Origin of the sequence: Streptomyces sindenensis (assembly GCF_014649035.1) — a bacterium.
Taxonomy (GTDB): domain Bacteria; phylum Actinomycetota; class Actinomycetes; order Streptomycetales; family Streptomycetaceae; genus Streptomyces; species Streptomyces sindenensis.
Map to the genome: position 1 here is coordinate 21,098 of NZ_BMSG01000018.1, position 26,105 is coordinate 47,202.

A 26,105-nucleotide genomic window follows, 5' to 3' on the forward strand; every position below is an offset into this window, starting at 1 on the left:
CCTGCGAACGTCTGGACCCGGCCCGCATATCTCGTAAGAGTAACGGGTCTGGTCCAAAAGGCAGTTCACGTCCCGTCCCCGCTCGGCCCGCCCTCTCCCTGGAGGATCACGTGTCCCGGTCCCTGTCCCGGCGCTCCGTGCTCGCCACCACCGCCGCGGCGGCCACGGCCGCCGCCGTCGCCCCGCTCACCACCGCCACCGCCGCGTACGCCGCGCCCACGCTCCCGAACGGCACCAGCAAGGACAAGGTGCTCGTCGTCGGCATGGACGGGCTGCGCCACGACGTCATCGCCGCCGCCGACGCCCCGCACCTGACGTCGATGATGGCGAACGGGACGTACGGCACCTCCCTGCTCTACGCCAACCCGATGGCCGCCACCTCGTCCGGTCCCGGCTGGTCGACGATCTCCACCGGCGTCTGGCCCGACAAGCACGGCGTCAAGGAGAACTCCTTCGCCGGGAAGAACTACGCCCAGTACCCCGGCTTCCTCGCCCGCCTCGCCCAGGTCCGCCCCGAGCTCTCCACCTACGCCGCCGTCGACTGGAAGCCCCTGGACGCCCAGGGCACCGTCACTCCGGGCGCCGACGCCAAGCTCGTCCTCGACGGCGACCGCGACGGCTACACCGGGCACGACGCCACCATCGCCGCCGAGACCGAGTCGATCCTGCGGAACCAGAACCCGGACGTGCTCTTCGTCTACTTCGGCCAGACCGACATCGTCGGCCACAACTCCGGAGCCGCCAGCGCCGCCTACCGCCGGGCCATCGCCGTCCAGGACGGCCACCTCGGCCGCCTCCTCACCGCGATCAGGGCCCGGCCCTCCTACTCCACCGAACGCTGGACGATCATCGTCACCACCGACCACGGCCACACCGACTCCGGCGGCCACGGCGGCAGCGCGATCGAGGAACGGCGCACCTTCGTCCTCGCCCAGGGGCCGGGCATCGCCCCCGGCGCCCGCCCCGCCGACACCCGGCTCGTGGACGTCGCCGCCACCGTCTTCAAGCAGCTCGGCATCACACCCGATCCGGCCTGGGGCCTGGACGGCAAGCCGATCCAGGAGCGCTCCACCGACCCCTTCGAGACCCTCCACCCCGCCCTGTCCGGCCGCGTCGACGAGACCGGCATCCCGGCAGGCGTCCTCGGCTGGACCCACACCGCGCCCAGCGGCTGGTCCGTCGTGAACTCCGCGATGGGCACCGGGGGCGTCACCGAGTGGCGCGGCTGGTCCTTCGCCACCGACGAGTTCTGGAGCCGCACCCAGCGCGACCAGTCCCGCGAGCTCAACGTCCGCTCGCGCGGTGTCTTCGCGGTCGCCGACTCCGACGAGTGGGACGACAAGGCGTCCTCCGGACCGTACGACTCCACACTCGTCACCCCGGCGTACGCCGTCGCGGGCAAGTCCACCGTGACCCTCGGCCTCACCACCCTCTACCGGCAGGAGGGCAGCCAGAGCGCCCGCATCCTCGCCTCCTGGAACGGCGGCACGCCCGTCGAGGTGAAGCGCTACACCTCCGACGTGATCTCACAGCCGCAGTCGCTGACCCTGAACGTCCCGTCCGGGGCCGCCAACGTGAGCTTCCGGTTCCACTACACCGGCAGCAACAACTGGTACTGGGTGATCGACGGGGTCAAGGTCACCACCTCGTAATTATGCTGGGGGTGCCGGGACGGCGTGGTCCGGGCACCCCCAGCACGCAGTGCGTACGGCAGGAGTCCCGACACATGGCAGAGCGCAAGCCCATCACTTCCTGGCTCACCGACATGGACGGCGTCCTCATCCACGAGGGCACCCCCATCCCCGGCGCCGATGCCTTCATCAAGCGGCTGCGGGATTCCGGGCTGCCCTTCCTCGTCCTCACCAACAACTCCATCTACACCGCGCGCGACCTGCACGCCCGGCTGAAGCGCATGGGCCTGGACGTGCCCGTGGAGAACATCTGGACCTCCGCGCTCGCCACCGCCCAGTTCCTGGACGACCAGCGCCCCGGCGGCACGGCGTACGTCATCGGCGAGGCCGGTCTCACCACCGCCCTGCACGACATCGGGTACGTCCTCACCGACCACGACCCGGACTACGTGGTGCTCGGCGAGACCCGTACATACAGCTTCGAGGCGCTCACCAAGGCGATCCGGCTGATCAACGCGGGCGCCCGTTTCATCTGCACCAACCCCGACGAGACCGGCCCGTCCGCCGAGGGCCCGCTGCCCGCCACCGGCTCCGTCGCCGCCCTCATCACCAAGGCCACCGGCAAGGATCCGTACTTCGCGGGCAAGCCCAACCCCCTGATGATGCGGACCGGGCTGAACGCCATCGGCGCGCACTCCGAGACCAGCGCCATGATCGGCGACCGGATGGACACCGACGTCCTGGCCGGGCTGGAAGCGGGCATGCAGACCTTCCTGGTCCTCACCGGGCTCACCACCGTCGCCGACATCGACCGCTACCCGTTCGGCCCGTCCCACGTCGTCGAGTCCATCGCCGACCTGGTCGACCTCATCGACCTGCCGGACCAGGCCGACCAGGCGGAGAAGCCCGCCCCGGCCGAACGCGGCTGACCCGCGCGGCCCGCATCCGCAGCCGTCCGGGCGCCCCCTCGGCGTCGCCCGAATGGAGGACTGCGGATGCGGGCCGCCACCGCAGCCGTGAACCTTCCCGTAGGAGGTTCACGATGCGTTCCATACCCCTCACGTTCTGTGCAGCGGCGGCGGCCGCGCTCATAGCCGTGCCCGCCCCCGCCGCGCTGGCCGCCCCGGCCGCCCCGGCCGGGGACGACGACCGGCGCACCGGCACCGTCTCGATCACCCCGTCCACGATCGCCCCGGGCGGGCAGGTGGAACTGTGGGTCGACGTCTGCGGCAAGGGCCGCCGCGCCAAGGGCAACTCCGACGCCTTCACCTCGGTCGCCCACTTCCGCCCGGCCGACGACAAAGGGCTCTTCGCCGAGGCCCGGATCCGGTCCGACGCCGAACCCCGCTCCTACGACGTCTGGGTGACGTGCGAGGACAGCGGCGGCAAGGCCACCGGCACCCTCACCGTCATCCACCACAACCGGCCCTCGCCCGCCGCACCCGTCAAGGCGGGCGGCGGAGGCACCGCCACCCTCGCCGAACGGTCCGCCGAGGAACAGGGCCCCGGCACCCGGCACGCGGTGACCGGCCTGGTGCTCGCCGCCGTCGCGGCCGGCGCCGTCGCCCTGCGCAGCTCGCGCCGGCGCCGCGGCCCGGCCGGCGGCTGACATGGCAGCCCCGGACCGCCCGGCAGGCAACGGGCGACTGCTCACCGGAGTGACCTGGGCCGTGCTGCTGCTCGGCCTGTGGCTCTGGGGCAAGGAGGCCGGCGGCGGGCTCGGCGGTCTGTCCGGCCCCACCACCGGCGACGTGGCCGCGGTCGGCCGCCCCTTCGGGGCCTCGCTGCCCCCGGCCCACGAGCCGCTCGACGGGGCCGCCCCCGAACGCGTCGAGGTCCCCTCCGTCGGGATCGACGCCCCCGTCGTCGCACGCGGCCTCGACGGCGACGGGGCCATCGACCCGCCCCCGTACGGGATGCCGAGGACCGCCGGCTGGTACGGCGACGGCACCCGGCCCGGGGCGCAGGGCACGGCCCTGTTCGTCGGCCACGTCGACACCGACACCAAGCCCGCCGTGTTCTACGGGCTCAGCGCGGTGGAGCCGGGCGCCCGCATCGAGGTCACCCGGACCGACGGCAGCGTCGCGGAGTTCACCGTGGACGACGTCCAGCTCGTCACCCGGACCCGCTTCGACGCGCAGAAGGTGTACGGGCCCCGCGAGGACGGCCGGGCCGAACTGCGGCTGATCACCTGCGGCGGGACGTACGACCACACGACCCGCTCCTACACGGCGAACGTGGTCGTCTCCGCCTACCTCACCGGCGCCCGGAACGCGCAGGGTGCGGCGGAGGACGGCGGGGAGCGCGCGCAGGCGGTGGCCCACGGCCGTCACTGACCCGGCGGGCCCCATCGGCTCAAACCCGGCCCGGCGGGCCGCCTCTCCCGGGCGCACCCGCCGGGCCGGTCCTCGACCGCGTGCGCCCGGCCGCGGGAGTCGCCCGGCGCGGTACGGGAGGTCGGTGCGGTGGGAAAGCCCCGGCCCTCGCCACTGTAGGGGGACCGGCCGGGCGGATGACCGGCTTTCGAACAGGATGTCCGGAACCGGTGCCCGGGCGTGAGCGTTGTACGGGTGCGAGCGTGGAGGCCCGGCCGCTGTGCCAGGATGGATCGGACCGGCAGCACATCGGTGCAACCAATGACGAAAAGCGCGGGCAGTGCACCCAAGGGGGAGTGGATGTACGGCAGTTACACCGGCCGGTCCCGGACGCGCAGGCGCGTGGCGGGCCTGCGGACGACCGGTACGGCGGCGGCGCTCGGAGCGGCCCTGCTGCTGGCGGGCTGCTCCGGCGACGGGGACGGCGGCGACAGGAAGAGCGCGCCGACCGTCGAACAGCAGCCCAAGGACAAGGATCCGTACTGGGTCAACCCCGACGGCAACGCGGCCCGCCAGGTCGCCGCGTACACCGAGGACGGCGACGACGAGAAGGCGGCGCTGATCCGGAAGATCGCCCAGCAGCCGGTCGGCGAGTGGGTCACCCCGGACAACCCGGAGTCCCAGGTGCGGGGCATCACCGAGGCCGCCGCCGCGGCCGACCGGGACGCCCTGCTCGTCCTCTACAACATCCCGCACCGCGACTGCGGCCAGTTCTCCAAGGGCGGCGCCGCCGACGGCAACGCCTACCGCTCCTGGCTGGACGGCGTCGCCAAGGGCATCGGGGACCGCAGCGCCACCGTGATCCTGGAGCCGGACGCCCTGCTCCACCTGGTCGACGGCTGCACACCCCAGGAGTTCCACGAGGAGCGGTACGACCTCCTCAAGGGCGCCATCCAGCGGCTGAAGCAGCAGCCCGCCACCAAGGTCTACCTGGACGCGGGCAACGCCGGCTGGCAGTCGCCCGACGCCCTGTTCCAGCCGCTCCAGCGGGCCGGGATCGCCGAGGCCGACGGCTTCTCGCTCAACGTCTCCAACTTCCAGACCACGGCCGTCTCCACGGAGTTCGGCAAGAAGCTGTCGGAGAAGATCGGCAACAAGCCCTTCGTCATCGACACCAGCCGCAACGGCAACGGCCCCTACACGGGCGGCGACCCCGCCGAGAGCTGGTGCAACCCCCCGGGCCGCGCCCTGGGCGAGGTCCCGACCACCAAGACCGGCGACGAGCTGGTCGACGCCTACCTGTGGATCAAGCGCCCCGGCGAGTCCGACGGCGACTGCAAGGGCGGCCCGAAGGCCGGCGACTGGTGGCCGGAGTACGCCCTGGGCCTGGCCGGCGCCACGAAATAGCGGGAACGGCCGAAGGCCGCACACCGGAGACCCGATCTCCCGGTGTGCGGCCTTCGCCGCGTCCGTACGCGCTCGCGCCCCTACTCGGGCACCTCCACCCACATGCCCTCGGACGGGGTGCCCTCCGCGTCGGTGACGAACAGCATGTACCAGCCGGCCGGCACCAGCGCCGGGTTGTCCGGCACCGTGACGGTGACCCCGTCTTCCGACTTCTCCATCTCCAGCGCGATGGTGCGCTGGTCGGTGTCGGTGACATGGGTGACCGCCGAGGGCCGCATCAGCTTCGCCGAGGTGATCTTCGAGGCGTGCTGGGTGGTGAACAGCCCCGTGGAGCCGCGCTCGATCTTCTTCGGCCCGGCCGTCAGCTCCGGCCGGAAGTCCCGGTAGAGGTAGGGCGGGGTGTAGATCTCGATGCGCTGCTCGAAGACGCCGGGCCGGGTGTTGGCCTTGTCCGAGAACAGCGAGTCCGAACCGAAGATCATGACCCGCCCGTCCGGCAGCAGCACCGAACCCGAGTGGTAGTTCCGGCCGACCGCCGGGTCCGCGACCCTCTTGTACGTGTCGGTCTTCGCGTCGTACAGCCGGGCCTGGAGCACGTCCGAGCCGCTGCGCCCCCGGTAGTCGCCGGAGCCGCCGGTGACCAGCAGCGAGTCGTCGGGGAGCAGGGAGGCGCTGGGGTAGCGGGTGCCCTCGGAGAGGGACGCGCCGTCGGTGAACTTCGGGTTCTTCTGCTGGAGGTCGACCAGCCGGGACTTCTCGCTGGACTTCTCCGACTCGCCGACGCCGCCGCCGCCGATCACCATGAACCTCTCGTCCTGGGCGGGGGGCAGCCGCACGGTGGCGGAGGTCTCCATCTGGTCCGGGTCGCTGAGCCCGGGGATCTTCTTGAACTTGTTGGTCGCGAGGTCCCAGACGCCCGGGTCGCGGCCCACGTCCGCCGGACCGTATCCGGCGTTGGAGCCGGAGTAGAACAGCTTGCCGTCGTTCAGCAGGAAGACCGCCGGATAGGTGGGGAAGCGGCGCTCGATGCCGGTGTACTCCCACTTCTTCGTCGCCGGGTCGTAGATCTCGTCCTTGCCGGGGACGATCTGCCCGATCTCGTCCAGCCCCGACAGGGCGAGGACCTTGCCGTCCTCCAGCGTCGTCAGGGTCGGGTACCAGCGGGCCTCGTTCATCGGGTCGACGGGTATGTACTTCTCCGCGACCGGGTCGAACTCGAAGGCCTCCCTGATCCCCTGGAAGTCCTTCTTGTCCAGGGCCAGCTTCTGCGCGATGCCGTAGACGTTGCGGGTGTCCGAGCCGGAGAGGCCCGCCACCCGGTAGTTGTCCTCGGTGCCGGTCTCGTACTTCTTGCCGGTCTTCTGCGCCTCGACGTAGATCCGGCCGAGCCCGGGGTCGTTGCGCAGGAACGCGCCGGTCTCCTTGTCGAAGACCTTGGTGGCCTTCTCGACGAGGACCGGGTCCTTCGAGAGGTACGTCTTGCCGTTCTTCTTGCCGGTGAACCGGGTGCCCGCGGGCAGGGTGATCGGCTTGTCCGGGTCCTCGTTGTGGACGATCATCAGGCCGCCGGCCTTGGTGACGTCGCCCTGGAGCTTTTCGTACCGCTTGGTGCCGCCGGCTATGAGGAGCTTGCCGTCGGGCAGCTGCGTGTGCCCGGCGCAGAACATGTCCTTGGGGGTGGGGATGTCCTTGAAGACGTTCGTCTTCGGGTCCCACAGCACCGACCGGAAGCTCTTCGCGTCGAAGTTCTTCTGGTTGTTGCCGGAGCCCGCGACGAGCAGCACCTTGCCGGTGTGCAGCAGCGCCGCGTGGATCGTGTTGATCCGGTGCTCGGAGGGGACGTCCAGGAAGTCCCAGTGGCCGTTGGCCGCCTTGTACTCCGGCTGGTTGATCTTGTACTCGTGATAGCGCTCGGTGCTGAAGCGGTACAGCCACGGCCCGTTCGCCCCCGCGAGCGCGAGAACCACCGCCGTACTGATCGCCAGGCGGCGGGTACGGCGGCTCGGACGGTACTTCATTTCTTACGTCCCCCAAGGGCGATCTGAGCGATCTGCATGGTCTGGTCGTTGCCCGGCGCACCGGGCAGGGGCTGCGGCCTCGGCTCGGGGGCCGGCCCGCCGCTGCGGTGCGATCCTCCGCCCGACCGGCGTTTCTTCTTCTCGGCGCGGATCGTGTACCGCCAGCCGATGATCGGCGCCGCGGTGATGAGCAGCGCCAGCGTGGCCCAGGTGACCATCGCGGGGTGGCTGTGGCCGAGGAAGAAGGAGGAGATCATCGAGGCGCCGAACACGACGATGAAGAACAGATGGATGCGGAAGGTGCCGAAGAGGGTGTCCGGGCTGGACGAGTCGCCCTTGGGGGTCACCACGAACGAGCTCTTGCGGCGCAGCACCGCGTCCATCAGCGAGCGGGCGTAGATCGGCGCGGAGAGCGCGGACATCACCATGCCGGCCAGACCGCCGGAGCCCTCGGGCTCGTGCGGCGAGACGTTGTGGCGGCGGTTCCAGATGTACAGGCCGATCTGGAGCGCGGAGGCGTTGCCGTACAGCATCATCCAGATCGTCGGGTCGATCTGGACGCCGGAGGCGCCCATGCCGAGGAAGAGCGCGCAGCTGAGGGCCGCGAGGATCCAGTTCAGCGCCGACATCGGGTAGAAGATGATCATCATCGTGTAGTTGAAGAGCTTGCCGGGCGGCATGGTCCCGAAGCCCTTCCAGAACTGCCCGATGATCGTCTCGTACGTCCCCCGCGACCAGCGCAGCTGCTGGGTGAAGAAGTCCGTCCACGCGGTCGGGCCCTCGCCGACGGCCAGCACGTCCGGGGTGTAGACCGAGCGCCACTTCCTGCCCGTGGCGGGGTTGCGGTGGCGGTGGATCTCGAAGCCGGTGGCCATGTCCTCGGTGATCGAGTCGTACAGACCGCCGATCTGCTTCAGCGCCGAGATGCGGACCGCGTTGCTCGTGCCGACGAACATGGGGGCGCCGTAGCGGTTGCCCGCGCGCTGGATGAGCGCGTGGAAGAGGAACTGCTGCGACTCGGCGGCCTTGGTGACGAAGGTGTCGTAGTTGCCGTAGACCTGGGGGCCGATGACGAAGCCGACGTCCGGGTCGCGGAAGTACCCGAGCATCCGCTCCAGGTAGTTCGGCAGCGGGATGTGGTCGGTGTCGACGGAGGCGAAGAAGTCGTAGTCGCCGCCGTGCGCGTCCAGCCAGGCGTTGTAGTTGCCGTGCTTGGTCTTGGCGCGGTGCGGGCCCTTGGCCTGGTTCCAGTGCGCGACGCCCTTGCGGGAGAAGTGGTGCACGCCGAGCCGGGCGCAGACCTCCTTGACCGCCGGGTCGTCGCCCTCGTCGAGCAGCCAGACGTGCATCAGACCGCGGTGGCGGATCCTGACGGCCGCCTCCAGGGTCTTCGTCACCATCTCCAGCGGCTCCTTGCCGGGGACGAAGGAGGTGAGGAAGGCGACCCGGGTGCCGGACTCCGGGACCACGGGGACCGGGTCGCGGGCGACGAGGGTGGCGTGCGCGTTGGAGAGGACGTTCATCGTGCGGAACAGCTCGATCAGACCGATCGAGACGAGCATGATCACGTCGAGAACGAGCAGCAGGTCGTTGTCGAGGTTCGGATCGCGGTCGGTCCAGTGGCTCGGCTGCATCAGCCAGGCGAAGAGACCGAGCGAGACGAGGGGAGCCGCGCCGAGCAGGAGCGCCGCGCGCACGCGGTGCGGCTCCTGCGATATGAGCGAGCGGTACTGGACCTTGTACGGCTTGCCCGCGGGGGGCTGCGTCAGCGGTCCGGCGAGCCGGCTGTAGTGCTCGTAGTCGTAGCGGGGCAGCTCTTTCTTGGCACGCCGCCGCGCCGCTCCGGCCCGCAGCTGTGCCGGTATCCGGAGCTGCGTCGTCCGGGAAGCGTCGTTCTCCTGCCGGTCGCCTGGCGGCGTCGACGTCATGGGTACATCCCCCCGCACGCATGCTGGTGCGTGACTGTTCGGTCTCTCTCGTCGTGCGCGGTGGGTCCCCGTTTCTTCACCGGGCACGCACACAGTGGCAGGCCACCGTTCCCACAGACATGGTTCGGCCACCTTCCGGTTGCATGATGCCCCCTCGGTGTCCGCTCCCGAGCGGGACCCCCACCCCGCGGTACGGACAACCGGAACGTCACGCTCTGCTGTGCCAACTGTACGGATCAGCAGCCCCCTTGGTGCCCCGTCGGGCCCCCAGACAGATTGTCCGACACCGAACACGATCGCAAGGGTGAAACGGACTGTTTACTGGTCATACGCACGATTTGGTCCCAGGTTGTGGAGGGGGTGTGACGAAGTGCGTAGGCGCGCTCGCGCCCCTGGGTGTCGTCGCATGTCGGGCGGGGAATGATCAAAGCCCCCTCACGTTCCGTGAGGGGGCTTTGACTGTGCGTGCGCCGTCAGGGACTCGAACCCCGGACCCGCTGATTAAGAGTCAGCTGCTCTAACCAACTGAGCTAACGGCGCCTGCTGACCTGAAGAACTCTACCCGACGCGCCGGGGTGCTCCGAACCATTTACCGGCCGCCACGCCCTGTCAGATAGTCGTTTTTTTCCTTTGTTCCGTCAAAATGCGATATGTCAGGAGAGTTAAAACGCCGACGTCCGTTGCGGCTGCGCCCAAAGATCTTGACGAATGACGAGTGCGGAGGGGAATCGCATGTCTGTTCCGGTCTTCGAGGAGTACGAACCCGCCATCGACTGCGCATGCGCGGGGTGCGCGGTGCGGCGGCGCTCCGCCGCGCGGGCCCTGCCGGTGCGGCGCGGCGGCCATCCCGCCGCGCACGGCGCGCGACGCGCCCTGGTGCTGGCCACGGCCGCCGGGGTGGTCCTCTCGTGCGGGGCCGCCGGCGCGGCGGCCGCCGCGGGCCACGCCCCCTGGGCCCCGCGCGCCGACGGGGACGCCGGCCCGGAGCCGGCCCCCGCCAACCCGCAGGGCGAGAAGGGGCCGCTACGGGGCGCCGGGGCCTCGGGCCCGCCGTCGGCCGGAGCCGCGGCGCCCAGGACGACCCGGGCGGAGATCATCGACCGGGCGCAGCGGTGGGTGAACGCGAAGGTTCCGTACAGCATGGAGAAGTACTGGTCCGACGGCTACCGCCAGGACTGCTCCGGCTATGTGTCGATGGCCTGGAACCTCGGCGCCAACGAGTGGACCGGCAGCCTCGCCGCGTACGGCACCCGGATCGCCCGCTCCGACCTCCAGCCCGGCGACATCCTCCTCTTCCACAACCCGGCCGACCCGGCCAAGGGCTCGCACGTCACGATCTTCGGCGGCTGGACCTCCGGCGCGCGCACCCACTACGTCGCCTACGAGCAGGCGCGCCCCCGGACCCGGAAGCAGTCGACGCCCCTGGCGTACTGGAACAACTCCGACCGCTACGTCGCCTACCGCTACAAGGGGGTCACGGGCGGATCGCCCGGCTCCGGCTCCTCGACCGCCTTCCCCGGGGCCGAGCGGTTCGGCCCCGGCGCGAACAACAAGTACGTCACCCAGCTCGGCCGGATGCTGGTGCAGCGGGGCGGCAAGCGGTTCTACGCGGTCGGACCCGGGCCCGTGTGGGGAACGGCGGACAAGCGCGCGACCCAGGCGTTCCAGCAGGCCCAGGGCTGGAAGGGCAAGGAGGCCGACGGCATCCCCGGCCCGCACACCTGGCGGCTGCTGACCTCCGGCGGCGGCCGGAACATTCCGGCCGCCGGTGCGGGCGGCAGCCCGAACACGGCGGTCCCGTTCCCCGGGCGCGGCTATTTCCAGCCGGGTCAGTCCAACAGCCATGTCGACCGGCTCGGCAAACAGTTGGTGAAGAAGGGATACGGCAAGCACTACGTGTCGGGCCCCAGCCCGCTCTGGACCGAGGCCGACCGCCGCAACGTCGAGGCGTTCCAGCGGGCCCAGGGCTGGCGCGGCGGTGCGGCCGACGGTTATCCGGGGCCGGAGACCTGGCGCCGGCTCTTCGCGTGACGGACGCGCACGACGTGACGGAAAGGAACAGGGAACCGGTGACTCCCAACGACGACCAGACCCCCCGCACCCCGGACAACCTGGACGACCAGCTCCCCCCGTCCCTCTTCGCCCCACCGGGCAGGGGGACCCCGCCGCCGCTGTTCGGCCCGGTCGCGGAGAAGACCCCGCGGCGGGTCCCGGAGCCCGCGCCTGTGCCGCCGGAGAAGAGCGGGGCGGGCGGTACGCCGCCGCCGTTGTTCCGCCCGGTGGGTGACGGTGCCCCGCTGCCGGAGGCCGAGCGTGTGCCCGTGGCGCCGGAGAAGCGGGGCGCGGGCGGCACGCCGCCGCCGTTGTTCCGCCCGGTGGGTGACGGTGCCCCGCTGCCGGAGGCCGAGCGCGTACCTGTGGCGCCGGAGAAGCGGGACGCGGGCGGCACGCCGCCCCCGTTGTTCCGCCCGGTGGCCGACCGGACTCCGCCGCCGGACGCCGAACCCGCGCACGGGCCGGAGCAGAAGCCCGCGCGTGGGCCGGAGGGCGGGCTTGCCCGGGGGTCGGAGGGCGAGCATGGCCGGGTGGTGCCGGCGGGTGACCAGGCCCCGCCGCCCGGGAACGGCAAGGCCCCGTCCGCCCCGCCCCGGACCGTCGCCCCGGAGCCCCCGGACGTGAGCCGGCACCCGGGGCCGGCCGCGGACCGCCCGGCCCCCGCCTCCCCTGTCGCGAAGGGCCCGGCGGCCGACGGCCCGGCCCCCGCTCCGGTGCGCCCGGCGGCCGAGGGCTCCGCTTCCGCTCCGGTGCGCCCGGCGGCTGAGGGCTCCGCTTCCGCTCCGGTGCGCCCGGCGGCTGAGGGCTCCGCCTCCGCTCCGGTGCGCCCTGGCGTCGACGGCCCGGCTCCCGCCCCCCTTGCCGCGAAGGGCCCGGCGGCCGACGGCCCGGCCCCCGGCCCCGTGCGCCCGGCCGCCGAGGGCCCGGCCCCCGGCCCCGTGCGCCCTGGCGTCGAAGGCCGTGGCCCTGCCCCTGCCCCTGCCCCTGGCCGCCCGGCTGCTGATGGGCGCGGTTCCGCCTCGGGCCGCCCGGCAGCCGAGCGGCCCGCTCCTGGCGCTGACGGACCCGCTCCCGCCTCTCCCCGCCCGGCCGCCGGAAGCGCCTCCCGCCCCGTCCCCCTCGACGGCAACCTGCATCTCAAGCCCGTCCGGCGTTTGAGGACGGAACCCTCGGCGGAGTGGACCCCGCATCCTTCTTACGGGGCCGAGCCCGAAAGCCCGAAGCGTGAGGCCGGGGGCACGTCCGTCAAGGGGACCGGCCCCGGGCCCGACACCGAGTTGGACCTCGTCCTGGACCTGGCCCCCGGCGACCGCGCCGCCTCGGCCACCTTCTCCGTGCCGGCACCGGCCACCGCACCGGCCACCGCCCCGGCCGCCGCGACCACCGCGACGACCGCCGGCCCGGGCCGCCGCCACTCGGTCATCGCCAACGAGACCACCGCCTCCATCCCCGTACACCTCCTCTTCCGGGACGACCAGGAGCCGGCCGACGGCGCGGCGGCGCTGCCCGGGCCCGGGGCCGTCGTCCACCGGCCCGCCGGTGACCGCGCGCCCGCCACCCGGCGGCCCCCCGAGCCGCGGTCGCCGCAGACGCGGGTGCGGCCCTCCACCCGGCCCGCCCCGGTCGCCGACCCCCGCCTCGCCGAGCGGCCCGGGCCCGCCCTGTCCGGTTACGCCGCCCTCCTCGCCGGTGCCGCCGGAACCGCGGGCGCGCTGGCCGTCCTGTGGTGGCGCGGCGCGTTGCCCGCCGGCTGGCAGAGCGCGGTCGGCCTCACCCCCCGGCCCGACCTCGGCATCGGCATCGGCGCCTGGGCCGTACTCGCCCTCCTCGCCACCCTCGTGCTCCTCGCGCTCGGCGGCCTCGGCCGGGGCCGGGTCGGCTACGCGTGGGTGCTGACGCTCTTCGGCGACTACCGGGGCAGCGTCCGCCGCACCGGCCTGGTCTGGGTCTCACCCCTCCTGCTGCGCCGCCGCGTCGACGTACGCCTGCGGCACTGGCGCAGCGAACCGCTGCCCGCCGTCGACGCCAACGGCACCGCCCTGCGCGTGGTCGTCCTCGTGGTGTGGCGGATCAAGGACACCGTCCGGGCCGTCCTCGGCATCGAGGACCACGAGGCGTATCTGAGCGCCCAGGTCGAGGCCGCGATGGCCCGGGTCCTCTCGCAATTGCCCGCCGACGCGTTCCACGAGGACGCCCCGACCCTGCGCGACGCGGAGGCCGTCGGCGACGCGCTGACCCGGATGCTGAAGGCGGACTGCGAACCGGTCGGCGTCGAGGTGTACTCCGCACAGCCGACCGGCATCGAGTACGCCCCCGAGGTCGCGGCCGCCATGCAGCGCCGCCGGATCGCCGCGATCGACTCCCGGCACCGCGACAGCGTGCTCACCTCCGTGGTGGACGCCGTCGACGACACGGTCAACCGGCTCACCACGCGCGGCATCGTCGAGCTCGACGACTACGAACGCAAGGCGCTCGTCAAGGACTTGACGGTCGCCTTCTACACCGGACGCAGTGGGGGAGGGGACGGGGCCTGAGAGCCCGGGGAGGCGCCGAGGAGGTTGCCGGGCGGCTCGCAGGGCCGCCGGAATATGACGCTCATTGGTCTGGACATGTTCACGGCGCGTCAATAATCTAAGACTTGGTCTAGACCGCAGCACCGTGTCACGCACAGCACTCCGTACCAAGCGCGCAGCAGTCGAGCAATGCTCATGGAACCTCCCCCACGTTCTAGAGGAGCGACAGCCCATGCGGAAAAAGGCAAGCGCGGCCGTGATCGGCCTGGCGATAGCGGGCGCTTCGGTGCTCGCGGCCCCCAGCGCCAGCAGCCACGGCTACACGGACTCCCCGATCAGCCGTCAGAAACTCTGTGCCAACGGCACGGTGACCGGCTGCGGCAACATCCAGTGGGAGCCGCAGAGCGTCGAGGGCCCCAAGGGCTTCCCGGCGGCAGGACCGGCGGACGGCAAGATCTGCTCCGGCGGCAACGGACAGTTCGCCCAGCTCGACGACCCGCGTGGCGGCAACTGGCCCGCCACCCAGGTCACCGGCGGACAGGGCTACAGCTTCCGCTGGCAGTTCACCGCCCGGCACCGGACCAGCGACTTCCGCTACTACATCACCAAGAACGGCTGGGACCCCACCAAGCCGCTCACCCGTGCCGCGCTCGAATCGCAGCCCTTCATGACCGTGCCCTACGGCAACCAGCAGCCGCCGTCCACCCTGACCCACCAGGGCACGATCCCCACCCAGAAGAGCGGCAAGCACATCATCCTCGCCGTGTGGAATGTCGCGGACACCACCAACGCGTTCTACGCCTGCTCCGACGTCAAGTTCTGACGCTCCGGTGGTCGTGCGGCGCCATGAGGAGTACCGGCACCGTCGCGGAGCTCGTACGCCGTCAATGGGGTGACCACCGGTCCGCCCTGAAGCACGGCCCCACCGTGCTCAGTCATCACCAGGTGGTCGAGGGCGCCGCCGCGCGGGCGGCGCTCCTCGCGGATCTGCGGCCACGCGGCGGCGTACCGCACCCCGGCGTCCTGCTCGACCACGCCGTTTCCGGCCGGAACGCATGAGTGGGTCTTGGACCCGCTCATGCGTTCCGGCCGACGGGCGGACAGGGACCGGAGGTCTCGGTGCCCGCTCACCCGGTACGAGGAGGAGGGCGGAGCGTCATGAGCGCGGGAAACACAGTGGGCGGTCTCCGCGAAGGAGACCGCCCACTGTGTGTCGTGCGCCGTCAGGGACTCGAACCCCGGACCCGCTGATTAAGAGTCAGCTGCTCTAACCAACTGAGCTAACGGCGCCTGCTGACTCGAAAATAATACCTGGTCCCGAGGGGTGCTGATGACACCCTCCGCCCGGGACCCCCCGGAGCCCGCCCAAGCCCCGCCTAAGCCGTCCTGTGCCCGCCCACCGCGTCCGGGATCAGCGGCCCGATCCAGGCGGCGAACGGCTCCCGCAGCTCCTCGCCCGCCGACCGGGCGATCTCGTTCGGATCCTCGGCGGCCTCCAGGCCGAAGCGGTCGCGCAGCCAGGCCCGGAACGCGGGGTTCTCCGGGCAGCGGCCGTTCCCGTCGCCGCCGCCCTCCTCCTCGCGCTCGTCGAAGTAGTCCAGGCGGTCCCAGCCGCACATCGGCTCCCAGCCGGAGGCGAGGATGCGCAGCAGCTCGGGCAGATCGCGGGCCACCACATGGACGCCCCCCTCGTCGCCGAGGAGGAGCACCGGCAGCGTGGCGAGGTCGGTGCGCTCGTCCCGCAGCCAGATCGCGTAGGTCGAGCCGGAGTCGTTGGCCTGCGCGAAGGGCCGGATGTGGTCGGAGAGCTGCGGATATCCGGCGTCGTCCTCGCCGAACGGGATCAGCTCGAAGCCGGGAGTGAAGTAGTCGTCGACGCTGTCCTCGAACTCCTTCAGGAGGTTCAGCGCGGGTACCGGTGCGTACATGACGGTGAGGTTACTGCCTGCGCCGTCCGGTGCCCGGACGCTACAGCGCCAGCGACAGCAGGACCGGCGCCGCCCGGCGGCTCAGTGTCTCGGCCGCCGACCGCAGTCGGTGCGCGTCCTCGATCGGCAGCGACAGGGCGAGGCAGCCCGCGGCGGAGCCGGCCGTCAGCGGCACGGCCGCGCAGACGGTGCCCACCGCGTACTCCTGGAGGTCCAGCACCGGAACCGTGGCGGACTGGGCGTCCAGCTGGGAGAAGAGGATCTTCTCGTCGGTGATCGTCCGCGAGGTGAGCCGGGCCGTCCGGTGCCGGGAGATGTGGTCGCGCCGCCCGTCGTGGTCGAGCTGGGCCAGCAGGCACTTGCCGACCGCGCTGGCGTGCGCCGAGGAGCGGAAGTCCACCCACTCGTTGACCGCGGGGGTGAGCGGTCCGTCCGCGACCTGGGTCACACTGACCTCACCGTCCACATAGCGGCTGAGGTAGACGGCCGCGCCGACGGAGTCGCGCAGCTCGGACAGGGTGAGCCGGAGGCGGTCCTCCAGGGCCTGGCGGCGGGCCGCCCCGGAGCCGAGCAGCAGCAGGGACGCGCCGATGACGTACGCGCCGTCGCCGACCTGCTCCACATACCCCTCGCGGCGCAGCGTGAGCAGGAGGGAGGCGAGGTGGCCGGTCGGCAGCCCCGTCTCGCGGGAGATCTGGGCATCGGTCACACCGTTGCCGTGCTTGGAGACCGATTCGAGCACGCGCAGGGCGTACTGCACCGAATGGAACGGCGCGGTCGGCTCGGGCTTCAATGCCACGGTGTCCCCCTACCAGGTTGTGACCGCAAGCTTTCGCCCCACGATAGCCGCCGGGAGGCCCCCGTGGGGCGGCAGTTGACGAGTCAGTAGGGGCGCCCCGGAGCTGTCATCTGGGGCGCACCCGTCTGGCATATGCCACCGTCATGGGCGGTGGGGAACCGGCGAGGTCACAGCACCGCGTTGAGGAACTCGCGCGTACGTTCGTGTGACGGATCCGAGAAGATTTTTTCCGGGGATCCGGACTCCACGACCCGTCCCGCGTCGAACATCAGCACCTTCTCCGAGACGTCCCGGGCGAAGTTCATCTCATGGGTCACACAGACCATGGTGATGTCGGTGTTGCGGGCGATGTCCTCCAGCAGCTCCAGCACGCCCGCCACCAGCTCCGGGTCGAGCGCCGAGGTCACCTCGTCCAGCAGCAGGATCTCCGGCTCCATCGCCAGCGCCCGCGCGATCGCCACCCGCTGCTGCTGGCCGCCGGAGAGCTGGGAGGGGTGGGCGTCGACCTTCGCCGAGAGCCCGACCAGGTCCAGCAGCTCCCGGGCCCGGACCTCCGCCTCCTCGCGGCTCTTGCCGAGCACGCTGACCGGGGCCTCGGTGATGTTCTCGATCACCTTCATGTTCGGGAAGAGGTTGAACTGCTGGAAGACCATCCCGATCTTCTTCCGGGACTCGCGCAACTGCTTCTCGCCCGCCGGCTTCAGCGAACCGTCCGGGGTGCGGACGTGGGTCAGCGGTGAGCCGTCGACCCAGATCACGCCGCCGCTGACCTTCTCCAGCGTCATCAGCAGCCGCAGGATCGTGGTCTTGCCCGAGCCGCTGGGCCCGATCAGGGTGACGTGCTCGCCGCGGTCGACGGTGAAGTCCAGCTCGTCCAGGACCACATGGTCGCCGTAGCGCTTGACCACCTTGTCGAACCGCACCAGCGGCTCACCGGTGCGGGCCGCGGCCGGTACGGCGTCCTCGGGAGCGGCGGCCGGCCCGGACGACTCCGTCTTCTTCAGGGGGAGGGGTTCAGTGGCCAAGGCGCTTCTCCAGCTTTCTCATCAACAGCGACGTGGGGTAGCTCGCGACCAGGAAGATCAGGCCGGCGAGGGTGAACACCTCGGTGTAGGCGAAGTGGTCGGCCCCGTACTTCCGGGCCTCGAAGACCATCTCCTGCACCGTGATCACGGCGAGGAACGGCGTCTCCTTGAACATCGAGATCGCGTAGTTCCCGAGCGCGGGCAGCACATTGCGCACCGCCTGCGGCAGGATCACGGCCTGCCAGGTGCGCCGGGGCGAGAGCGACAGCGCGCGGCACGCCTCCCACTGGCCCTTCGGCACCCCGTCGATCCCGGCCCGGTAGACCTCGGAGGTGTACGCGGCGTAGTGGACCCCCAGCACCGCGATGCCGATGTACAGCGGCTCCACCGTGTTGAACAGAGCCGCCGCACCGACCAGCTGCACCAGCAGCGGGGTGGAGCGGACGAACTCCGTCACGACGCGCACCGGGACCGTCACGAACCTGCTGGGCGCCCGCCCGGCCATCGCGACGACCAGCCCCAGCACGGCCGCCACCAGGGTGCCGAGGACGGTCGCGAGCAGGGTGACCCGGAACCCCTCCAGCAGGAGCGGCAGGGACTCGCCGGCGGCGTCCCAGTCGAAGCCGTCGTTCATCGGGTACCTCCCACGGCGGTCGTGGACGCGCTGCGGCTCTTGAACAGGCTCTTCGCGCCGGTGGCCAGGCCGAGCCGCCGCTTGGCGCTCCGCTCCAGCAGGTTCATCAGCATCGTCAGCGCGTAGGCCAGCACGAAGTAGGCGGCCAGCAGGGTCAGATAGGCGGTCACCGTCTCACCGGTACGGTCGCGCAGCTGCTGCACCACCGTCATCAGATCGGCGGCCGAGATCAGCCACAGCAGCGGGGTCGCCTTCAGCAACTGGATCAGCAGGTTGGTGAAGCTCGGGATCATCTGCACCCACGCCTGCGGCAGGATCACCTTCCACAGCCGCCTGGCCGGACTCAGGTTGAGGGCGATCGCCGCCTCGTACTGCCCGCGCGGTACGGAGTTGATGGCTCCCCGCACCACTTCGGCGCCGTACGCACCGAAGTTGAGGCCGAACGCGACCACCCCGCAGATCAACGGCTCCAGTTCGTAGCCGGTCAGCAGCGGCATCGCGTAGTAGAGCCAGAACAGCTGGATGTAGAGGGAGGTGCCCCGGAAGAACTCCACGACCACCCGGGAGAAGCCGCGGGCCAGGAGCAGCCTGCTGCCCGCCATGAGCCCGAGCGCGAAGGCCAGCACTCCGGCCAGCAGCGCGCCCAGGACCGTGGCCTGGAGCGTCACCCACAGGCCCGAGCGGACCTGGGGGAGCTCCTCGACGAGGAGGGAGAAGAAGTCATTCATGCGTGCGTCCCCGCCCGCCCCGTCAGCCCTTGCACAGGTCCGCCGTCTTCAGGTCCGCCGGCGGGATCTCCGTCTCCCCGAAGCCGTACGGCTCCAGCAGCTGCACATAGCGCGAGCGGTCGGAGACGATCTTCTTCAGCTCGCGGTTGAAGGAGTCCCGCAGGTCCTCGTTGCCCTTGCGGAACACCGCCCCGCCCGGCGAGAACTGCTCCTTGCCGTCCAGCTTCGGCACGAACGCCTCGGTGACCTCGGTCTCCGGGTTGGTCTTCGCCAGCCAGCGCAGCGAGATACCGGTGAGCAGGAACGCGTCGATCCGGCCGCCCTTGACCGCGTCCGCCCCGTCCTGCGGCTTCTGGAGCGTCTTGATCTTGCCCTCGGGGATGCCCGCGCCCTTGGCGTAACTGCCCTCGACCGCACCGGACATCACGCCGATCGTGACCCCCGCCTCCTTCGCCGAGTCCAGGTCGGTGAGCTTCTTCGGGTTGCCCTTCTTCACCATCAGCGCGGTCGGCGAGATGAACTCCGGCTCGGAGAAGATCGCGTTGCCGCAGCGCTCCGGCGTGATGGCCATGCCCGCGCTGACCACGTCGTACTTCCCGGCCTGGAGCCCCGGGATCAGCCCGTCCCACTCGGAGAGCGTCGGCTTGAGCTCGTCCACCCCGAGGGCCTGGAAGATCTCGCGGTGCAGCGTCGGGGCCTCGCCCTTGAGCTCCTTGCCCTCCAGGTAGCCGTACGGGGCCTCGTTGGCGTACGCCACCCGCACGAAGCCCTGCTTACGGAGCTTCTCCAGGGCGCCCTCGCCGGTCGCGGAGCCGGAGTCGGTCTTGCTGCACGCGGTGAGGAGGCCGGGAACGACGAGGAGGCCGCCCACGGCCGCCGTTCCGTTGAGGAAACCCCGGCGGGACAGGTTCGGGAATTCAGCCATGGTTCGCAATCTCCTGGAGGTCGAACAGTCCGGACAGGGTGAGCGCCTGCCCGCTCCCGTACGTCTATGCGGGTAGCCGGATGCATGTAACCCAACAGTGGCCGGAAGGAGACCTTCCCGTGCCCGGAGAAGGCGGAGTGCGACCGGAGATGCGCGGGGCGTGTTCCCCGCGGCGGAGGATTCATGACGCCGCGTCCGCCACTTCTGTGATCAGCTGGGGCCATGGTCGCCATATGGACAAGCGTCGTCGCGGTCGGGGGAACGCTCCTGGGAGCCGTGGTCACGCACCTCTTCCAACGCCTCACCGCCGCGCGCACGGAGAGGTTCTCCCGGTCCGAGGCGCTCCGGCAGGAACGCACGGCCACCTACAGCGCGTTCGCCGCCGCGGCGGAGGAGTACCGGCACGGGCAGGCGGGCCGCTGGTATCGCCGGGGGCAGAGCCACGTCTCCGACGCGTTCGTCGAGGCGCGCGACGAGGCCCACCGGCTGCGCACCGCCACCCGGCAGGTGCTCTACCGGGTCAAACTGCTCACCGACGACCCGGAGGTGGCCGGCGCCGCGGAAGAGGCCTACCGGCGCACGCGGGACGTCTCGACCGCCCAGGACCAGGCCGAGCACGACGCGTTGGACGCCGCGGCCAGGGAAGCCATCGAGGCGTTCGTCGTCCGGGCCGCGCCGCTCACCCGGTGAGCCCGTCGGGCGCGTTGCCGAGTTCGTCGGGGCCGGGGGGCCGGTCGAGGTCCGGGGAGGGGACGTAACCGCGTTCCTTGTCGACGACGTTGGGCAACGGCTCGCCGCGCGCCCAGCGTTCGTACAGCGCGACGAACTGCTCGCCCAGCCGGTCGCGCCACCCCACCGTGTCCCCGCTCAGGTGCGGTGAGACCAGCAGCCCCGGCACGTCCCACAACGGGCTGTCCGGGTCCAGCGGTTCGTCCTCGAACACATCGAGCGCCGCGCCCGCGAACCAGCGGCGGTTCAACGCGTCCACCAGGTCGGCCTGCACCACGCTCGCCCCGCGCCCCACGTTGATGAAGCGCGCCGACGGCTGGAGCAGCCCGAAGAAGCGGGAGTCGAACATCCCGCGCGTCGACTCCGTCAGCGGGGCCGCCGCGATCACCCAGTCCGCCCGCGCCGCCAGCCGGTCCAGATCCTCCGCCCCGTGGATGGTGCGCCGGGCGGTCCGCCCCACCAGGGCCACGGTGACCCCGAGGCCGTGCAGCAGCCGGGTGATCTCCCGGCCGATGGGACCCGCGCCGACGACCACCGCCCGGGAGCCGGCCACGCGCTGCCCCTCGCGGTGGTGCCAGCGCCGTTCCCGCTGGAGGGCGAGGGTGCCGGGGAGGTCCTTGGCCATCGCCAGCACCAGGCCCGCCACGTACTCCGCGATCGGCCGCTCGAAGATCCCCCGCGCGTTGGTCAGGACGGTGTCCGAGGCGACCAGCTCCGGGCAGAGCAGCCGGTCCACCCCCGCGCTCGCCGTGTGCACCCAGCGCGGCCGCCGCCCCGGACCCGGCCAGGCGTCCCGTACGGCGTCCGACGTGAAGTCCCACACCAGCAGCACATCGGCCGCCGGGAGCCGCTCGGCGAGCGTGGCGGCGTCCGCGTACCGCACGTCCGCCCGGCCGGTGAGCCGGCCGAGCCGCGGGGAGGGGTCGGCGTCGAGGACGAGCAGGACGGGATCCGGCATGGGTGGTCGGCCCTCCGCGGCGGAACGGACAAGACGGAACGGACAAGATCGACCGCCCACGCTCGCAGTAGCTCACCGCCGCGTCAACGACGCCCGGCCGCGCGCCCCGGTGGCCGCCCGGGGGAATACTGGGAACAAGTCGGGGCAAGAGTGACCGGTCGCGCGGTCACGGTCGCCGGAGCGTCCGGAGGGTCGCGGCGGCCTCCGGGCCGTCCCGTGACGGGGCGCCCGCCGGGAATCCGCGATGGGGCCCGCCCGCCGCGATCCGGCGAGGGGACCCGCCCGCCGCGCGGCGAGCCGTCGACGTACAGGAAGGGTGGACATGACGACCGTAGGACTTCTCTACCCGGGCCACGCCGCCGAGGACGACTTCCCACGGACCGAGATCCTGCTCGACACCGACATCCGGCTGCCCCTGTTCTCCACCGAGGCCGGCGAGGACGTCTACCGCGCCGACGCCCTGCGTGAGCAGGGCGACCCCGACCGGCTCGCCGAGGGGGTCGAGGAGCTGCGCCTGGCCGGGGCCGAGGCGCTGATCTGGGCCTCCAGCGGCGGGAGCTTCGGGCAGGGCTGGGAGGGTGCCCACGAGCAGATCGCCACGCTCGCCCGGGCGGCCGGGCTGCCCGCCTCCAGCACCTCCGTCGGCTTCGGCCACGCGGTACGGGAGCTGGGCGCCCGTCGGGTCGCCGTCGCCGCGCCCTACCCGGACGACGTCACCGGGCTCTTCGCCGCGTTCCTGGCGTCGGCGGGCATCGAGGTGGTGGCCACCGCGTCCGGCGGGGCCGACTCGTCGGCCGAGGCCGGATCCTGGGGTCCGGACGAGGTGAAGCGGCTGGTGCGCGAGGCGGACCACCCGGACGCCGAGGTGGTGCTGGTCCCGGACACCTCCCTGCACACCACCGCGTACCTCCCCGAGCTGGAGGAGCTGATCGGCAAGCCCGTGCTCACCGCGAACCAGGTCACCGTCTGGGAGGGGCTGCGCCTCGCCGACCGCCGGACCTGGGCGCCCCCGCTCGGCACCCTGTTCGCCACCCGCGAGCCGGTGCTGCGGCAGCTGGAGCCGAAGGGCATCGAGGTACGGGAGTAGCGCGCCGCGTCCGCCCCGGACGCATCGGGAACGTGCCGCGCGAGCCCGGGCCCGACGTGAGCGCGCCGGGGCGACCTTGCGCCCGTAGGGAACGCGCCGTGGCGGGCTCGCGCCGGGGCGAGCTTGCGCCCGTCGGGAATAAAGCGGAGTCGGCCTCCTGTTGTACTCCTCCGATATACAGACGTACGGACGACAGCAGCACCGGGAGAGGCCGACAACGTGGACGACATCCGACGCGACGAGACCAGCGGCGACGGGAGCGGCCGGGCGGCCGACGGTGACGGGATCCGGGGCGCCGCAGCCGGGACGGCGACCGTTCCGCTGTCCGTCCTCGACCTGGTCACCGTGGGGCAGGGCCGCACGGCGACGCAGGCCCTGCGCACGAGCGTGGAGATCGCGAAGCTCACCGAGAGCCGCGGCTTCCACCGCTTCTGGGTCGCCGAGCACCACTCCATGCCCGGGGTCGCCTCGTCGTCCCCGGCCGTGATCCTGGCGCACATCGCCGCTCACACCGAGCGCATCCGCCTCGGCTCCGGCGGGGTGATGCTGCCCAACCACGCCCCGCTGGTGATCGCCGAGCAGTTCGGCACCCTGGAGGCGATGGCCCCGGGCCGGATCGACCTCGGTCTCGGCCGGGCCCCGGGCACGGACGGTGCGACGGCGGCGGCGCTGCGGCGTACGGACCGGCTCAACGAGGGGGCCGATGATTTTCCGCAGCAGCTCATGGAGCTGATCCGCTTCCTGGACGACGACTTCCCGGACGGGCATCCGTACGCCCGGATCCACGCCGTACCGGGCCCGGTCCAGGCGACGTCCCCCGGCGGGGTGCAGTCCGCGCACCGGCCGCCCGTCTGGCTGCTGGGCTCCTCCGGCTTCAGCGCGCGGCTGGCCGGGACGCTCGGGCTGCCCTTCGCCTTCGCGCACCACTTCTCGGCGCAGAACACCGTCCCGGCGCTCGACCTGTACCGCGAGTCCTTCCGGCCCTCCGCCGTGCTGGACGCCCCGTACGCCCTGATCGGGGTCTCGGCGCTGGCCGCCGACGACGAGCGCGAGGCCCGCCGCCAGGTGCTCACCGGGGCCCTGTCCATGGTCCGGCTGCGCACCGGCCGCCCCGGGCTGATCCCGAGCCCGGAGGAGGCGGAGGCGTACGACTTCTCTCCGATGGAGCGGGAGTTCGTCGACGGCTGGCTGGGCAACGTCGTCCACGGCACCGCCGACGAGGTCCGCAGCGGCCTGGACGCCCTGGCCAAGCGCACCGGCGCCGACGAGCTGATGATCACCGCCAACGCGCACGGCGGGGACGCGCGACTGCGCAGCTACGGCCTGATCGCGGACGCGTACGGCCTGCCCACAGCCTGATAGGAACCGCCCGCCGCCTCGTAGGACCTGCCGACCGCGCCGTGGACCGTGGGGGTCCCCGGTCAGCCCTCCAGCGGCCGGGACCCGATCAGCCCGGCGATCTGCTCCGGCGCCACGGCCCGCGAGTACAGCCAGCCCTGCCCGGTGTCGCAGCCGATCCGCCGCAGCCGCTCCGCCTGCCCGGCCGTCTCCACGCACTCCGCGGTGACGGTCAGGCCCAGGCGGTGCGCCAGCTGCACCATGGCCTCCACGATCGTTTCGTCGGCCGGGCTCGGATGCGTACCGTCCTCGTACCGGAAGCCCTTCACGAACGCCCCGTCCAGCTTCAGTACGGAGACGGGCAGCCTGCTGAGGTAGGCGAGGTTCGAATAGCCCGTCCCGAAATCGTCGATGGCGATCCGGACGCCCATGTCGCTCAGCGCCTGGAGTGCTCTCAGCGGGCGCCCCCCGGAGCCCATCACCGCCGACTCGGTCAGCTCCAGCTGGAGCAGCCCGGGGGCGAGCTCGGTCTCGGCCAGGATCTGCGCCACGTCGGCCACCAGGTCGGAGTCCCAGACCTGCCGTACGGCGACGTTGACGCTGATGAACAGCGGCGGCTCGTCCGGGTGGTCCAGCTGCCAGCGCCGCGCCTGCCGGCACGCGGTGCGCAGCACCCACCGGCCGAGCTGGACGATCGAACCGTCCTCCTCGGCGATCTGGACGAACCGATTCGGCGGCAGCACGCCGAACTGGGGATGGTTCCAGCGCACCAGCGCCTCGACCCCGCGCAGCACCCCGTCCGCCATCCCGACCAGCGGCTGGTACTCCAGCGTGAACTCGCCGCGCTTCACGGCGGGCCGGAGCGTCGAGGAGAGGGACTGCCGGGTCATGCGGTGGGCGTTGCGCTCGGGGTCGAACAGGGTCCAGCGGGCCCGGCCGTCCGCCTTCGCCCAGTACAGCGTGGTGTCGGCGGCCTGCATCAGCCCGGTGGGCGAGGTGCCGGCCGCGATCCGCTCGACCACGCCGATCGACGCGGAGACCGAGAGCCGCTGGCCCGCCAGGTCGAACGGCTGCTGGAGCGCGGCGAGCACGGAGCGGGCCAGGTCGGTCAGCTCCTGGGTGCCGGCCGAGTCCTCGACCAGGATCGCGAACTCGTCGCCGCCCAGGCGCGCCACCAGCCGGTTGCCCCCGGCGTTGCGGGAGGCGTCGTTCTCGGCGCAGTCGGTGAGCCGCGCGGCGACGGCCGCCAGCAGCCGGTCCCCGGTGCGGTGGCCGAGGGTGTCGTTGATCGCCTTGAAGCCGTCCAGGTCCAGGTAGCAGAGGCCGATCCGGGTGTGCTGCCGGGGCGGCAGGGAGTCGTCCTGGTACGGCGGGGTCTCCAGGGTCGAGGCGAGGCGCTCGAAGAACAGCGTCCGGTTGGGCAGCCGGGTCACCGGGTCGTGCATCTGGAGGTGGCGCAGCCGCTCCTGGAGCTCCCGGCGGTCGCTGACGTCCGCGACCGTCAGGAGCACCCGGGCGGACTCCGCCGCCGAGGCCCCCGTCATCGGTACGACGGTGATCTCGGCCCACAGGGAGCGCCCGTCGGGGTGCTTGAGGCGGCGCGTGCAGCGGAACCGGGAGCGGCGGCCGAGGAGGACCTCGCGGTACGCGTGCCAGGTGCGGTCGTCGGTGGCGAGGTCGAGCAGTTCGTACGCCTGCCGCCCGGCGAGGACCGCCGCCGGGGCCCCCAGCAGTCCGCCCAGCGCCTCGTTGGCCCGCACGATCTGGCCCCGGCCGTCGACGACGCCCATGGGCAGCGTGGCGGCGTTGAACGCCGCGCGGTAGTCGCGCAGCTCGGAGGCGATGGAACCGGCGTCGCCCGCGCCGGGACCGGTCCGGGCGGAATCGGTCCGGGTGGAATCGGTCCGGGCGGAACCGGTCCGGGTGGAAGCGGTCCGGGCGGGACCGCTCTCGGCGGGGACGGCCGTATGACGCTCCGTGACCGCCGGGGCGGGTGCGCCCGGGGCCGTGCCTGCCGAGGCCCTCGGCCCTTCGGAGGTTCCGCTCACCGCTCGCTCCCGCTGTGAAGGTCGTTGTGAACTGGTGGG

The 26,105-nt window shown here is 72.0% G+C and carries 21 protein-coding genes, 2 tRNA genes and 1 pseudogene; 12 read left to right on the forward strand and 12 right to left on the reverse strand.

Going from position 1 to position 26,105, the window contains the following annotated elements:
• Nucleotides 1–110: 110 nt before the first annotated feature.
• The 5 genes from IE145_RS19935 to IE145_RS19955 all read left to right on the forward strand — a co-directional run bounded on the left by IE145_RS19935 (nt 111) and on the right by IE145_RS19955 (nt 5,353).
• On the forward strand, nt 111–1,652 hold the full coding sequence (locus tag IE145_RS19935) for an alkaline phosphatase family protein (RefSeq protein WP_189526763.1): 1,542 nt from the start codon (nt 111–113) through the stop codon (nt 1,650–1,652).
• Between the two features lie 74 nt (nt 1,653–1,726).
• The gene (locus IE145_RS19940) at nt 1,727–2,560 is read left to right on the forward strand and encodes an HAD-IIA family hydrolase (RefSeq protein WP_189526765.1); all 834 of its coding nucleotides are present in this window, start codon (nt 1,727–1,729) and stop codon (nt 2,558–2,560) included.
• A 113-nt stretch (nt 2,561–2,673) separates the two neighbouring features.
• Nucleotides 2,674–3,240 carry a hypothetical protein gene (locus IE145_RS19945; protein WP_189526767.1) on the forward strand — a complete coding sequence of 189 codons (567 nt, stop codon included), beginning with the start codon at nt 2,674–2,676 and terminating at the stop codon, nt 3,238–3,240.
• A gap of 1 nt (nt 3,241) precedes the next feature.
• Nucleotides 3,242–3,967: a class F sortase gene (locus tag IE145_RS19950; protein WP_189526769.1), complete on the forward strand. Its 726-nt coding sequence runs from the start codon at nt 3,242–3,244 to the stop codon at nt 3,965–3,967.
• Between the two features lie 339 nt (nt 3,968–4,306).
• Nucleotides 4,307–5,353 carry a glycoside hydrolase family 6 protein gene (locus IE145_RS19955; RefSeq protein WP_189526908.1) on the forward strand — a complete coding sequence of 349 codons (1,047 nt, stop codon included), beginning with the start codon at nt 4,307–4,309 and terminating at the stop codon, nt 5,351–5,353.
• Nucleotides 5,354–5,433: 80 nt separating this feature from the next.
• Here the strand turns inward: IE145_RS19955 and glxA are convergent, their stop codons facing one another.
• The 3 genes from glxA to IE145_RS19970 form a co-directional block, all read right to left on the reverse strand.
• Complete coding sequence (gene glxA, locus IE145_RS19960) at nt 5,434–7,371, reverse strand: radical copper oxidase GlxA (protein WP_189526770.1); 1,938 nt, start codon at nt 7,369–7,371, stop codon at nt 5,434–5,436.
• A complete protein-coding gene (locus IE145_RS19965) occupies nt 7,368–9,299 on the reverse strand; it encodes a glycosyltransferase family 2 protein (RefSeq protein ID WP_189526772.1) in 1,932 nt (643 codons plus the stop codon). Before IE145_RS19965 ends, glxA begins: the two co-directional genes overlap by 4 nt.
• A 466-nt stretch (nt 9,300–9,765) precedes the next feature.
• Nucleotides 9,766–9,839, reverse strand: a tRNA-Lys gene (locus IE145_RS19970).
• 192 nt (nt 9,840–10,031) lie between these two features.
• Here IE145_RS19970 and IE145_RS19975 point away from each other — a divergent pair.
• The 4 genes and pseudogenes from IE145_RS19975 to IE145_RS19990 all read left to right on the forward strand — a co-directional run.
• Nucleotides 10,032–11,330: a peptidoglycan-binding protein gene (locus IE145_RS19975; RefSeq protein ID WP_189526774.1), complete on the forward strand. Its 1,299-nt coding sequence runs from the start codon at nt 10,032–10,034 to the stop codon at nt 11,328–11,330.
• Between the two features lie 644 nt (nt 11,331–11,974).
• Complete coding sequence (locus IE145_RS19980; RefSeq protein WP_373296612.1) at nt 11,975–13,888, forward strand: SPFH domain-containing protein; 1,914 nt, start codon at nt 11,975–11,977, stop codon at nt 13,886–13,888.
• A 211-nt stretch (nt 13,889–14,099) separates the two neighbouring features.
• Complete coding sequence (locus IE145_RS19985; protein ID WP_189526776.1) at nt 14,100–14,690, forward strand: lytic polysaccharide monooxygenase auxiliary activity family 9 protein; 591 nt, start codon at nt 14,100–14,102, stop codon at nt 14,688–14,690.
• Nucleotides 14,691–14,713: 23 nt separating this feature from the next.
• Nucleotides 14,714–14,902 (forward strand): annotated as a pseudogene (locus tag IE145_RS19990) (acyl-CoA synthetase); the annotation flags it as partial.
• Between the two features lie 181 nt (nt 14,903–15,083).
• On the opposite strand, the gene IE145_RS19995 reads toward IE145_RS19990, so the two are convergent.
• The 7 genes from IE145_RS19995 to ehuB all read right to left on the reverse strand — a co-directional run bounded on the left by IE145_RS19995 (nt 15,084) and on the right by ehuB (nt 19,906).
• Nucleotides 15,084–15,157, reverse strand: a tRNA-Lys gene (locus IE145_RS19995).
• An 86-nt stretch (nt 15,158–15,243) separates the two neighbouring features.
• Nucleotides 15,244–15,795: a hypothetical protein gene (locus IE145_RS20000; RefSeq protein WP_189526778.1), complete on the reverse strand. Its 552-nt coding sequence runs from the start codon at nt 15,793–15,795 to the stop codon at nt 15,244–15,246.
• A 40-nt stretch (nt 15,796–15,835) separates the two neighbouring features.
• Nucleotides 15,836–16,594 carry an IclR family transcriptional regulator gene (locus IE145_RS20005; protein ID WP_189526780.1) on the reverse strand — a complete coding sequence of 253 codons (759 nt, stop codon included), beginning with the start codon at nt 16,592–16,594 and terminating at the stop codon, nt 15,836–15,838.
• Nucleotides 16,595–16,761: 167 nt separating this feature from the next.
• On the reverse strand, nt 16,762–17,619 hold the full coding sequence (ehuA, locus tag IE145_RS20010; RefSeq protein ID WP_189526782.1) for an ectoine/hydroxyectoine ABC transporter ATP-binding protein EhuA: 858 nt from the start codon (nt 17,617–17,619) through the stop codon (nt 16,762–16,764).
• A complete protein-coding gene (ehuD, locus tag IE145_RS20015; protein WP_189526784.1) occupies nt 17,609–18,253 on the reverse strand; it encodes an ectoine/hydroxyectoine ABC transporter permease subunit EhuD in 645 nt (214 codons plus the stop codon). Before ehuD ends, ehuA begins: the two co-directional genes overlap by 11 nt.
• Entirely contained in the window at nt 18,250–18,981 is a 732-nt protein-coding gene (gene ehuC / locus IE145_RS20020; RefSeq protein WP_189526786.1) for an ectoine/hydroxyectoine ABC transporter permease subunit EhuC, read from the reverse strand. The genes ehuD and ehuC overlap by 4 nt, the downstream gene beginning before the upstream one ends.
• Nucleotides 18,982–19,003: 22 nt before the next feature.
• Nucleotides 19,004–19,906: an ectoine/hydroxyectoine ABC transporter substrate-binding protein EhuB gene (gene ehuB / locus IE145_RS20025; protein WP_189526788.1), complete on the reverse strand. Its 903-nt coding sequence runs from the start codon at nt 19,904–19,906 to the stop codon at nt 19,004–19,006.
• 222 nt (nt 19,907–20,128) lie between these two features.
• Between ehuB and kilB the strand changes: the two genes are divergently transcribed.
• Complete coding sequence (kilB, locus tag IE145_RS20030; RefSeq protein ID WP_189526790.1) at nt 20,129–20,596, forward strand: plasmid transfer protein KilB; 468 nt, start codon at nt 20,129–20,131, stop codon at nt 20,594–20,596.
• Here the strand turns inward: kilB and IE145_RS20035 are convergent.
• The gene (locus IE145_RS20035; protein ID WP_189526791.1) at nt 20,586–21,593 is read right to left on the reverse strand and encodes a D-2-hydroxyacid dehydrogenase; all 1,008 of its coding nucleotides are present in this window, start codon (nt 21,591–21,593) and stop codon (nt 20,586–20,588) included. The two genes, kilB and IE145_RS20035, sit on opposite strands and share 11 nt — an antisense overlap.
• Before the next feature lie 322 nt (nt 21,594–21,915).
• Between IE145_RS20035 and IE145_RS20040 the strand changes: the two genes are divergently transcribed.
• Both IE145_RS20040 and IE145_RS20045 read left to right on the forward strand, forming a co-directional pair.
• Nucleotides 21,916–22,680, forward strand: a complete 765-nt coding sequence (locus tag IE145_RS20040; RefSeq protein WP_189526792.1) for a maleate cis-trans isomerase family protein — start codon at nt 21,916–21,918, stop codon at nt 22,678–22,680.
• A gap of 219 nt (nt 22,681–22,899) precedes the next feature.
• A complete protein-coding gene (locus tag IE145_RS20045) occupies nt 22,900–24,039 on the forward strand; it encodes an LLM class flavin-dependent oxidoreductase (RefSeq protein ID WP_189526793.1) in 1,140 nt (379 codons plus the stop codon).
• A gap of 62 nt (nt 24,040–24,101) precedes the next feature.
• On the opposite strand, the gene IE145_RS20050 is transcribed toward IE145_RS20045, so the two are convergent.
• Nucleotides 24,102–26,066, reverse strand: coding sequence for a putative bifunctional diguanylate cyclase/phosphodiesterase (locus IE145_RS20050; protein ID WP_189526794.1), 1,965 nt, complete (start codon nt 26,064–26,066; stop codon nt 24,102–24,104).
• Nucleotides 26,067–26,105: the final 39 nt, after the last annotated feature.